Genomic DNA, 11073 nt, shown 5'->3' with positions numbered 1-11073 from the left:
ACGATCTGCTGCCGTGGAACTGGACCCAGCCTCAGCGCCGGCAGATCGCCGCCTGACACCCCGCCGGGACCACGAACGCGGCCTTCACCGAAGGCGTACTGTAGTCTGAACAAGACAAGCTACGCAATGGAAGTCGCCGTAAGCATCCTTCGCTGCATCATGGCTAAGGCAGCTATAGTGTCAGCGCAGCAGTTCGACCCTGACGCCAACGTCGTCGTCGAGCCGCGCCCACGCTTGATCCGCAGTAATTGCGACCAGCCCGTGGGTCTTCGCCAGCGCCAGACAGGCGCGGTCCCCGAAGGAGAGGCCAGCTTCGCGAGTTTCTTTACGGAACGCACCAGCTTGGATGGCCTGAGCGTGATCGAAACCGATCACCGTGAGGTGGAGGTTATCGAGCGCCCGACTCACCACCGTGATGTCACCCCCGCGTTCTACAAGCTTGGAGACAACCTCCGAGTAGTTGACGGCGGAAACGACAGCCTCTGACAGCGCAGCACGAACACGATCCTGCCCCTTTTCCTGATTGAATAGGCACAACAGGGCCGAAGCGTCCAAAACATACTTTGCCGCCACGATGTCACTCTCTGGCCGCTTCGGCACGTCGGTCAGCGATCAATTCATCGACCAAACTGACACCCTCGGGGCTCAACTCCCTGACGAGCTTCTGTACCTCGGAGATGGCAGTATCGCGCGATCGGACCCGCAACTCCCCATTGTGCACTTCCATGACAACGGTATCGCCAACCTGAATTCCCAATTCCCGCCGAAAACTGACAGGAATGATGAGCTTGCCGCCATCCACGATTTTTGTTGAACGTGATTCCATGAGGATCTCGATCCCGCCAGCACCAAGCGGCAGATTATACCCAAACGGCTTTGATTGCCAGAAAGTGATTTCCAGCCTGAATACCGGCTAGCTCCAAGAGTCGTCCAGTCGCAAAACCACCTTAACATGATCAACTGTAACTTTGATTTTTTAACAGTTTTTGGGACTTTGACAGCTTCGAACATACTGCGCGGAATGATCCGCATCAAAAACGCACGTTTCTGGAACTCTGTAGATTCGGCTGTTTACCTGTCGTTTTTCGAAGTCGCCGTCAGCAGCTTGTCAAAGTTGATGTCAGCAAGCGGTCGGGATGGGTGGAGAGCAGTCCTTGGAGCAGTCGCATATGTCTCTCGCAAAAGTCGGAGTTTTGCGAGAGACATATGCGACCGATGTTCGATCGATGAAAAGCGCATATCGTGAAATGCAGGATTTGTGCGACAACCGCTTCATGGGGTCTCAGGGAAGCAACGGTTTGCTCTCCACAGTTCCATATCCTTCCTCTCCGAAAACGACGGCCGGTAGAGCTACGCCGCCAAGACGTTGCCAAAGACCTTCAACCCACTCCATGCAGGTATCCACGATAGCATCATTTACGGAGAAGGTGGCTTCATCCGGATCAAAAATCGGAACATCGGGCTGCATTTGACCGTCGATGCACTTAACTTCAAATAAGAGCCGATGTGGTTCTATTGCCTTTTGAAGAAAGTAACGGTCTGGCCCGTCTAGGTGAACGACAATATCGAAGAAACCTTCCCCGCTTTGTCCCGGATGAATTCCCACCATGATCTGTCGCGCTTTCGGCGGAAGGGACTGCTTCAAGGTGCTGAGACGCTCCGAGGCTGCCTGGATGTAAAACTGCAAGACGCTTTTGAGTACAGATCTATACTCGTCCGCTGTCATCCCAGCTTGTTTCATTTGCGATCCTTCCCTTGCCATGTCCTAGTTCGCAAAACTCCCGAGTTTTGCCGCGATTGTGCGCCTGACTTCTGCAACGTCGCATAAAGCAGATTTTGTGGCCTTCTCCATGGTCTGCATTGGGTCGAACTATGCCGTTCCCTCCAGGTCTGGCGTACTCGGTGCCGTTTGGCGGATCACCGCCAGTTCGCGATACAGGGTCGCTCGGACACCTCGAAGAACCGCATCATTGCGGGGTTTGGCTGTCGGTTTGACGACGGCAGCAACTTTGGTGGGCTCGGTTTGGGGTTCTGGCAGTCTGGCGGTAGTCGTGAAGGGCTCAGGAGCCCATCCCGAGGTTGCCTCAGGCCGCCACCGGCCGGGCCTCGATCCAGAGGAAGCGTTTAAGGTTGTAGGCGAGGTTGGCGAGCCCGATCTTGGTCCGGGCCCGGGCTAGGCCGATGGTGCGCACGAACAGGCCGAAGCGGTGCTTCTGCCCGGCGAACACCGTCTCGACGGCCGATCGGACCTTGGAGCGGGCGCGGTTGGCCTTGCGCTGCGACGGCGTCAGGTCGTGGCCGGGCTGCCGTCGGAAGTGGATCTTCGAGCGCCGGCCATGCTTGGCAAGATGAGCTTCGTTGGCCTGCGAGCGGTAGGCCGTGTCGGCCCAGACGTCGCTCGCCGTGTTGGCCGGGTCGAGGACGTTGGCCAGTTGCGCTCCGTCATGGGCGGCCGCGCTGGTCACGCTGAAGCGGCGGACGAACCCGTGCTTGCGGTCTATCGAAACGTGGGTCTTGTACCCGAACACCGGAATGGCGATCTCGACCTTGGCCTTCGTGCCGGCCGTCTTTGCGGGCCGTGCCTTGGCTCGTTTCAGGGTCCAGCGAGCATCGCGATCCTTTTGTGCGAGCTTCTTCGGTCTTGCCGCCCACGCCTCCGGGATCCGGCCCTCCTTCAGAGCCGCCTTCTCGGCATCGGTGTTGCGCTGACGTGGAGCCGCGATGATCGAGGCGTCGATGATCTGGCCCGCCATAGCGAGATAACCCTTGCCCTTCAGCCAGGCGTCGAAGGCGGCAAACAGATCGTCGATCGCGCCAGCCCGGGTCAGGTGCTCCCGGAACAGCCACACCGTCTTGGCGTCGGGCACGCCATCCTCGAAACCGAGGCCGAGGAAACGCATGAACGACAGCCTGTCTCGGATCTGGAACTCGGTGGCGTCGTCCGAGAGCGTGTAGAGCGTCTGAAGGATCAGGATCTTGAACATCAGGACCAGGTCGTAGGGCGGGCGGCCCCCCTTCGATCCGTCGGACCGCTTCAGTGCGGTGGCCAGCTTCGGCCGGAACGCCTCGAAGTCGATGAGGGCCGCGAGTTTCACCAACGGATCGCCGTTCTCCGACAGACGCTGATAGCGCTCATCCAGATCGAAGAACCCTGGCTGACCCATCCGAGCCTCCCCAACGCCGACGGCATCAGGGAATCACCACACCGCCCCGCACGGAAGGGGGTATTTCGAGGTGTCCGGACGGCGAGGACGACCACTGCCGCCACGCCCGACGCGAGCCGGGCCCGGAAAACGACGCGGCCCGGACGCTCCGCTCCGCCGGCGCATGCCCGTCCGAGAATGCCGCAACGTTCAGCGCCGCCTCGTCCGCGAACCCCTCCGCGATCCCGTCGCCGTGCCGGCCCTCCGCCACCTGGCCGTTGGCGTCGTGGCGATAGGCCGTGCGGCCCCAGCGGGCGTCAGCGATCGCCACCGGCTCGAACGCCCCGTTCCAGGCATAGGCCCGCTCCAGGGCCACCACCGCCTGCGCCCCCGCCACAACCCCACGCCCCGCCACCTGCCGGATCAGCTGGCCCACCGGATCGTGCCGGCTCTCCAGGGTGAAGCCGAGATCGCTGCCGCGATGCACCTCCCGGCCCGCCTACACTCTCAATATTTACTAGCTTGTTTCAAGCCGGTTTATATTATAATACTTTTTGCTAATATTTTATTCTACAAGTTTGTATAAGAAAATATTAAAACTCATTACAATTTATTCTCAAATATTTTCTTATATAGCTTTCAGTGTATTGAGGGAATGGCATAGTCAGTTTTGGCAATCGATGCAATTCTTCAGCGTCAGCAGATCGCTCCGGTTCCTCCAGATTAGCGTCAAATACACGTACATCAGATCCGAAACCAATTAAGTAATAACGCTTCTCGATCATCCGATTTGGCCAAATATCAGCTCTAACAATTTTCCATCTGTTCTCTCGAATGCCCGCATCGTTCATAATTAATTCCGTTATTGCAAAATCTGACTGTACCAATGATTCTGAAAAACCTCCCCTATTATTAGTATATTGATATATATCGGAAAAACAAGTACCACCTGGGTTTGACCTGATAACAACTCCAAATCCAAATACACAAGGATTAGCGCATAAAGGCAAGGAAAATACATTGCCGGTTTGAAGTTTTTTTGACAATCTATCTTCCTCTAAAGCAAAGTTTTGTCATTTTGGCGCGGTAAATTTCGTCAAGTTCCTTAGCCCTTTTATCAATATCATTATCAAGTCGGCTCGGATCATAAGATCGGGCCCGATTTGGTTCACCTGCCTCCATTGATTCGCCTCGTCGAGAAGTATCGAGTGTTCCGTAATGTTCAATATACGCCTGTTCATATCCTCTCGCCTGTCCATAAGTCAAATTTGAGTCCAATATCGCAGGTTCTGGCATAGAGTTCGGATCAAAGCGGCCAGAAGTCGAATGTTCTGAAATTTTTCTACCTACATTATCTGTAATTCCAATGTAACGTATTGTACCTGAGTTATCTAATATACCATATACATTGTATCCATTTGCCTCCGTGTCGATCAATCCAAATACATCTATATTTGTTTTTGGTGCAAGAACGTAGCCTTGCGATCTGAGGCCGGCGCGTAATTTTAACGGGTCTGGGCTGGTATACTGGGCGGTGAGCGGATCGTAATAGCGATATCGGTTGTAGGCGAGCGCGGTCTCGGCATCCTGCCACTGCCCCTGGAACCGGATCGGGCACAGCAGAACCGCCTCGACTTCCGCCCAGTGCGCATCCGTTTCCGACGCGACCGCCCGCGCAAGGGTGCCCTTCGCGTAGAACGCCCGGCCGCGACCAGGACCGTCACCCCCGTTGCCGGCCCCCTCCGCCGTGTCGTCGTTGGCCGCGACCCAGATCCGGCGCACTGCCCCCCAGACCCGGTACTCCGCCGCCCAGACCAGCGAGCCCGCCTCGTCCAGGAGCTCCCGCGGCGTGCCGAGCTGGTCCGTCACCACGTACAGAAGCGACCCGTCCGATCCCTCCCGCGCCAGCGGCCGGAACGTCCCCGGCTCGTAGTGCCACACGATCGCCCGATCCCAGTCCGGCGCGCCGTCCGCCCCCAGCGGCGCCTCCGCGCTCAGCAGGTCCCCGTCCCAGCCGTACGCGGTCCCCACCACTGCCCCGTCCGCATCCGCTCGCCGCTTCCACAGACGGCGCCCGAACGGGTCGTAGGCATAGGCCCAGCGCGCGCCCTCAGGCGTCTCGCACGTGACCAGACGGTCCTTCCCGTCCCAGCCGTATCGCCACAGGGCCGGACGGAACCCGTCCCGCTCCACACGCCGCTCCACCACCCGGCCGAGCCCGTCGTGGACATAACCCACCCGCTCGCCCTGCGGACCCCGCGCCTCCATCACCCGCCCGCCCGGCGAGGACGACCACTGACGCCACGCCCGCCCCGCACCGAACCCGGACAAGGACGCCGCCTGAACGCCCCGCTCCACCGGCGCATGCCCGTCCGAGAACGCCGCCACGTTCAGCGCCGCGTCGTACTCGAACCCCTCCACGATCCCGTCCCCGTGGCGGCCCTCCGCCACCTGCCCGTTGGCGTCGTAGCGATAGGCCGTGCGACCCCAGCGGGCGTCGGCGATCGCCACCGGCTCGAACGCCCCGTTCCAGGCATAGGCCCGCTCCAGGGCCAGCGCCGGCTGCGCCCCCGGCACCGCCCCGCGCCCTGCCACCTGCCAGATCAACTGACCCACCGCGTCGTGCCGGCTCTCCAGCGTGAAGCCGAGGGCGCTGCCGCGATGAACCTCCCGGCCCGCCGCGTCGTAGCTGAGACCCAGCGGCGCCCGCCCGCCGAGGCTCAACCCCGTCAGCGCGCCGAGCGGATCGTAGGTGCTCTCCACCACGGCCCCGCCGAGCCGGCGCGAGACCCGGTGGCCGCAGCAATCGTAGGTGCTCTCGATGCGACGCCCGTTGACTGCCTCGGCCACCACCCGGCCAAGCGCATCCCGCTCGAATTCCACCCGGGCGTGCGCGTTCGCGGCCTCGGACAGGCGGCCGGCCCGATCGTAACCGTAGCGCGTGACGCTCGGCTCCCCGCCGCCCGGCGGCTCCACCGTCTCGCGCAGCAGCAGCCCCGAGGCGTCCCAGTCGTAGCGCGTGCACGTGCCGTCGGCGGCGATCCGCCCGGTCGGCCGGCCCGAGCGATCGTAGGCGTATTCCGTGCGCAGGCCGTCGAAGTCGGTCTCGGCCACCACGTTGCCGGCGCCGTCCCGCTCGAACCGCCAGATCCGGCCGAGCTGGTTCTCCACCCGCTCCAGCCGCTTCAGTCCGTCATAGGAGAAGCGCAGCCGGCCCCCCATCGGGTCTTCGATCTCGGCCAGGAGGTCGTGCGCGCCGGTGCGATAAAGGGTGCGCCGGCCCTCGCCGTCGGTCACGACACGCGTCGCCCCGGCGCGGTCGACGACGCTCCGGCCCGTCAGACCGTCCGGCCGGGTCACCGTCGTCGGCGTCCAGAAATCGGCGCCGGCGCCCGACTCGTAGGCGTAGCGGGTCTCGGCTCCGAGCGGGTCACGCATGGACACGACGCGGCCGAAGCCGTCGCGCGCGATTCGTGTGGTCTCGCCGCGATAGTCCCGGATCGCGGCGAGGCGACCGTGGTCGTCGTAGGCGCGCCCCTCGATCAGTCCATCGTGGCGCATGATTCCGGTCGGGCGACCTCGATCATCGTTGGTGATGTCGGTCCGATAGTCCAACGGATCGGTGACCGCCACGAGGTTGCGCGTGCGGTCGTATTCGTAGCGCCAAGCGTTTCCGAGGGCGTCGAAGACGAGTTCGAGGTTGCCGTCGGCGTCGTGGTAGGCGCGCGTCTCGCGGCCGGACGGATCGGTGATCGCGGCGATCGCGCCGTGTTCGTCGTAGCGGTAGGATGTCCGCCGTCCCTCCGCGTCGATCTCGGCGCGCTTCTCACCGGCCGCGTTCCAGACCTGGCGAACGAGGTTGCCCCGCCGGCCGCCTGCAGCGCACCCAAACCGCGCGTCACGACCCGCCCGTGCCCGTCGTCGAACGCGCCGATCGCCTGGCCCGCCTGACCGAGCTTGTCGCCCGTCCAATCCCACGCCTTCCTGTACCACGGCATCTGGTCCCGGCCGTCGGGCGCGTCATGCGTCGCGGTGGATTTGACGTGCACGTATTCGCCTGGACAGTTGCCGTGGTTGAGCGTGCACCGGTCGCCGTGGCGCTGGACCGGGATGCCGTTGGCCCGCACGACCTTCGAGGACGTCACCGGCTCCCGTAGGTCGTGGTGAAGCGCGAGTCGCGGCGCTTGATCACGCACCCGTTCGAGCGCACGTCCGGCGAATAGTTCTGCTTGTCGTCCGCCTTGCCCCAGACCGCGTACGGCACCGGCGCGGACGGCGACCGGCACACGTCCGGAGACGTGCTAACCGCGATCGCCTCATGCGTGTCCGCAATCAGCTCTGGAGGATGGAATAAACTGATTTAGAAGACTATCTGCTTTCCGTTTGGAAATTCACCCTTGAACCCACAGGGAAAATGTCCTTCGACGTAGTAAAATGCCAACGAATGGAAAAAACCAGGTTCAATGATATCTAGATACTCACACTCCATGCAGAGATGGATTATATCCCAACGCGTATTGCTGGCAATTTTTTCTGAAAATGCCGCATTTAAATCTATACTTTCAAACTTGTCTTTTACAAGAGCGATTGCAAACGGCCTAATAGTGGAAGCGACCATATTCCACTCGTTAAATCTTCGTTTGTTTCTAGATAGTAATTGTATTCTAATTCGATTCGCTGCTTCAATTTTCAAATTTTCCCACGCAATCGAGGATGCGTATGAATGAGCTTCCTCCCAATTTTTAACAAAAATAGACGTCTCGAAATCGATTTCGCCCAGTCTTGAAAACCATTCAGCCTTGTCAAGTCTGTCCAGGGTCGCTATTGTTCGCGGGTGAGGTTCGCGTTCAGCCATGGATACTAACCCTATCTCGATTGATTGGTGCGGCCGGGTATACGCGGAACCGGGTCTGAACGTTGCAAGCCATATTGCGCTCTGTTTGCGCTTGCGAAATCTGCAAGCTGGTTTACCTCATTTTGAGAATAACCAGAAGACCCTAAGGCGTTTCGTAAAGCATTATCATATTCTCCAACCGTTGGAGTCGAGCCTTCAAGCGCTCCACCAGGCCGATAGTCATTCCAAAATCCTTCGAGTGAATTGTGAAATTCATAATGCGGTGAACCGACGTCCGAGAATGCGATGCCTCGCATCCCGTTCGCGGCACCGTCGTTGGTTGGTATCACATCACGGAATGCAGCGTCCTGATTGAGGTGGTTGGCTTGTTCGTCTGTGCCTTTGAGCGCTTTCTTGAGATCCTTGTAGCTGCCGCTTCTGACGACTCGCGTGCTTCGCGCGCCTTCCACACCGCTTTCGACGGCTTTTGCCTCTGCCGTGGCCGCCTTCCCGGCCCGTGAGGCGACCGCCACCGCACTGCCGACGCCGCCCGCCGCACCCTGCACCGCACCCGCCACGGTCTCCACCGTCTGCGCCGTCTCCGGCGAGGCCCCCAGCGCCTGCGCAACCCCGCCGGCCGCGCGCTGGACCGCCGTCGTCTGCCCCTCGCCCGTCCAGAGCTGGCGCAGACCCGTGGAGACGTTGTCGTAGCCGCTGCCGATCAGCAATCCGCCGCCGACCATCGCCGGAACGCCCGGCACCGCACCGATGCCCGTGGTCGACGCTGCCCCGCCGACCCCGGCAAGACTGGCGCCGCCCACCACCTCGCCCACGCCGCCGGCCGCCTGCAGCACACCCAAACCGCGCGTCACGACCCGCCCGTGCCCGTCGTCGAACGCGCCGATCGCCCGGCCTGCCTGCCCGAGCTTGTCGCCCGTCCAATCCCATGCCTTCCTGTACCACGGCATCTGGTCCCGGCCGTCGGGCGCGTCATGCGTCGCGGTCGACTTCACGTGCACGTACTCGCCCGGGCCGTTGCCGTGGTTGAGCGTGCACCGGTCGCCGTGGCGCTGGACCGGGATGCCGTTGGCCCGCACGACCTTCGAGGACGTCACCGGCTCGACCGTGCTGCCNTCGCCTGGACAGTTGCCGTGGTTGAGCGTGCACCGGTCGCCGTGGCGCTGGACCGGGATGCCGTTGGCCCGCACGACCTTCGAGGACGTCACCGGCTCGACCGTGCTGCCGACCGTGTTCGACTTCACCCCCTTGCCCACCCCCGGCTCGTCGCCGTAGGTCGTGGTGAAGCGCGAGTCGCGGCGCTTGATCACGCACCCGTTCGAGCGCACGTCCGGCGAATAGTTCTGCTTGTCGTCCGCCTTGCCCCAGACCGCGTACGGCACCGGCGCGATTTCGGCCGCCGGCCGATCCAGATCGCGTGGCTCTACNGCCGTAGGTCGTGGTGAAGCGCGAGTCGCGGCGCTTGATCACGCACCCGTTCGAGCGCACGTCCGGCGAATAGTTCTGCTTGTCGTCCGCCTTGCCCCACACCGCGTACGGCACCGGGGCCGACGGCGACCGGCACACGTCCGGCGACGTCGACACCGCGATCGCCTCGTGCGTGTCGGGGATCAGCTCGGGCGGAGGAGGCTTGGGCGCGCTCGGCGATGGCGGGGCCCAATTCTCGTCCTTCCTGGCGTCCTTGTCGAAGTAGGCGCGGCGGTAATCCTGGCTCGCGAGGTCGTCCCCGGGCAGCTTGTAGTCCGCATAGCCCTGGCCGCGCTCAGGCGACTGGAACAGCGCGTTCGACGGCAGCCCCAACTCTTGGGCGAGGGCCGGGTCGGCGGCCGGCGCCGCGCCGTAGACCGAGAGCGGCTCCAGCGTGACCGAGGACGATCCGCCGCTCATCGCCCGGCCTCACGCTGCCCGGTGACCATCTCGAGGATCGGTCGGGAAAGCCGCTCCGCCCAGGGAAAGCCCGCCCGCCACGTCAGGAACACTCGGCCGACGCCAGGGCGGAGGTCGAAATGCACCCCGTCGAGCACGAGCGGCACGGCCATCCAGCCGTCGGGCTGCTCCACGCGCGCGCTCAGCCGCAGGCCCGGCAGACGCCCGGCGAGTTCGGGATATCCCCGCACCAGGTTGTCGAGCCTGAAGGTCTCGTCGCCCGACAGCCACGGCTCGGCGGTCAGGTCCGGATGCGCGCATTGCCAGAAGCGGAAGTCGAAGTCCCACGGGAGCAGGGGATGGCGGGTGTCGAGCCAGTCGTCGTCGTAGGTGCCAGCCCGGCTCTGCCGTTGTCGCCAGAACGGTGCGATGGGGCCAAAGCCCTCCGCCGTCCAGTCGCCGTCCGGGGTAGCGATTGCTGCGCCGTCGGCCTCGATCTGCGGCGCCGGCCATTGCGTCACCTCGGGGAAGCGGGCGGCATCGACGATCCCGCAACCGACCGGATTTGCGGAGTGCACGCCGTCCGGCGCGTCCTGGGTTGCACGCGGGACCTTGCCGCCGTAGGCGAGCCGCCAGTCGATCGGCACCATCGTCGCCGGTTCGGGCTCGGACAAGTCCCAGCCATCGAGCACATCTTCGGGACCAAGCCCGATGAGGCCCTTCCAAGTCTTGCGGGTCCGCGCGCGCCATACGCGTGGACCGGTGACCCGCAGCCGCTTGGAAACGGGCCCGACTTGCAAGGCGCACGACCAGGAGGGAAGAGCCACGTCGTCCCGCGCGAACGACGTGCCGACGAAGGTCACGTCCGTGCCGGGCTTGAACGGCACGAGATCCGTGCAGGCCATCTGTGGCGCGGCGTGCGGGTCGCCATCGTAGACATCCGACATGACGAGCGGCATCTGCTCGTTCGCAGCTTCCAGGGCACTGCCCTCGACAAGCCGGAACGTGCCCCGTACCGCGACGACGCCGTTCATCGCACCGGCGAGGTTGTACTGCCGGAAGGCAAGCGCTGGAAACGGTGTGCGGTTTTCGACGGACACGAGGCGACCTCTCAGAGCCCGTCCGATAATGTCCGGCCGGAGTTGAGTGGCCGGGATGGCGGTGATTCCAGAAGGGTGCTGAAGCCTCATCTGGACGTGCCATGTGGACCCC

The 11073-nt window shown here is 62.6% G+C and carries 11 protein-coding genes; all 11 read right to left on the bottom strand.

What is annotated here, in order from left to right; genetic code table 11:
• Positions 1–180 precede the first annotated feature (180 nt).
• Positions 181–573, bottom strand: a complete 393-nt coding sequence (locus ASF22_RS16520; protein WP_056266389.1) for a type II toxin-antitoxin system VapC family toxin — start codon at positions 571–573, stop codon at positions 181–183.
• Between the two features lie 4 nt (positions 574–577).
• On the bottom strand, positions 578–826 hold the full coding sequence (locus tag ASF22_RS23315) for an AbrB/MazE/SpoVT family DNA-binding domain-containing protein (RefSeq protein ID WP_082483775.1): 249 nt from the start codon (positions 824–826) through the stop codon (positions 578–580).
• Positions 827–1282: 456 nt separating this feature from the next.
• Complete coding sequence (locus ASF22_RS24085; RefSeq protein WP_156647824.1) at positions 1283–1741, bottom strand: DUF6389 family protein; 459 nt, start codon at positions 1739–1741, stop codon at positions 1283–1285.
• 343 nt (positions 1742–2084) lie between these two features.
• Positions 2085–3164, bottom strand: coding sequence for an IS5 family transposase (locus ASF22_RS16510; protein WP_056266383.1), 1080 nt, complete (start codon positions 3162–3164; stop codon positions 2085–2087).
• A gap of 25 nt (positions 3165–3189) precedes the next feature.
• Positions 3190–3630: a hypothetical protein gene (locus tag ASF22_RS24080; RefSeq protein ID WP_056266378.1), complete on the bottom strand. Its 441-nt coding sequence runs from the start codon at positions 3628–3630 to the stop codon at positions 3190–3192.
• Positions 3631–3736: 106 nt separating this feature from the next.
• Positions 3737–4189, bottom strand: a complete 453-nt coding sequence (locus tag ASF22_RS23310) for an Imm26 family immunity protein (protein ID WP_082483774.1) — start codon at positions 4187–4189, stop codon at positions 3737–3739.
• Between the two features lies 1 nt (position 4190).
• Positions 4191–7121 (bottom strand): RHS repeat-associated core domain-containing protein, encoded by a 2931-nt coding sequence (locus tag ASF22_RS16500; RefSeq protein ID WP_280137424.1) that lies wholly within the window; start codon positions 7119–7121, stop codon positions 4191–4193.
• A 163-nt stretch (positions 7122–7284) separates the two neighbouring features.
• On the bottom strand, positions 7285–7455 hold the full coding sequence (locus ASF22_RS24075) for a PAAR-like domain-containing protein (RefSeq protein WP_280137423.1): 171 nt from the start codon (positions 7453–7455) through the stop codon (positions 7285–7287).
• A 48-nt stretch (positions 7456–7503) separates the two neighbouring features.
• Complete coding sequence (locus tag ASF22_RS24070; protein WP_156647822.1) at positions 7504–7998, bottom strand: hypothetical protein; 495 nt, start codon at positions 7996–7998, stop codon at positions 7504–7506.
• A 1425-nt stretch (positions 7999–9423) separates the two neighbouring features.
• The coding region (locus ASF22_RS24650; RefSeq protein ID WP_210166662.1) for a PAAR-like domain-containing protein at positions 9424–9882 on the bottom strand (459 nt) is incomplete at its 3' end.
• Positions 9879–10961 (bottom strand): DUF2169 domain-containing protein, encoded by a 1083-nt coding sequence (locus ASF22_RS16485; protein WP_056266364.1) that lies wholly within the window; start codon positions 10959–10961, stop codon positions 9879–9881. The genes ASF22_RS24650 and ASF22_RS16485, both read right to left, overlap by 4 nt.
• Positions 10962–11073 lie beyond the last annotated feature (112 nt).

Origin of the sequence: Methylobacterium sp. Leaf87, from assembly GCF_001422775.1 — a bacterium.
Lineage (GTDB): Bacteria > Pseudomonadota > Alphaproteobacteria > Rhizobiales > Beijerinckiaceae > Methylobacterium.
This window is presented reverse-complemented; position numbering and strand designations above follow the sequence as displayed.

What these genes read in the sequence shown, in the direction of transcription:
- ASF22_RS23315 (WP_082483775.1), bottom strand. Translation starts at nt 826, where the DNA reads ATGGAATCACGTTCAACAAAAATCGTGGATGGCGGCAAGCTCATCATT.
- ASF22_RS24085 (WP_156647824.1), bottom strand. Translation starts at nt 1,741, where the DNA reads ATGAAACAAGCTGGGATGACAGCGGACGAGTATAGATCTGTACTCAAA.
- ASF22_RS16510 (WP_056266383.1), bottom strand. Translation starts at nt 3,164, where the DNA reads ATGGGTCAGCCAGGGTTCTTCGATCTGGATGAGCGCTATCAGCGTCTG.
- ASF22_RS24070 (WP_156647822.1), bottom strand. Translation starts at nt 7,998, where the DNA reads ATGGCTGAACGCGAACCTCACCCGCGAACAATAGCGACCCTGGACAGA.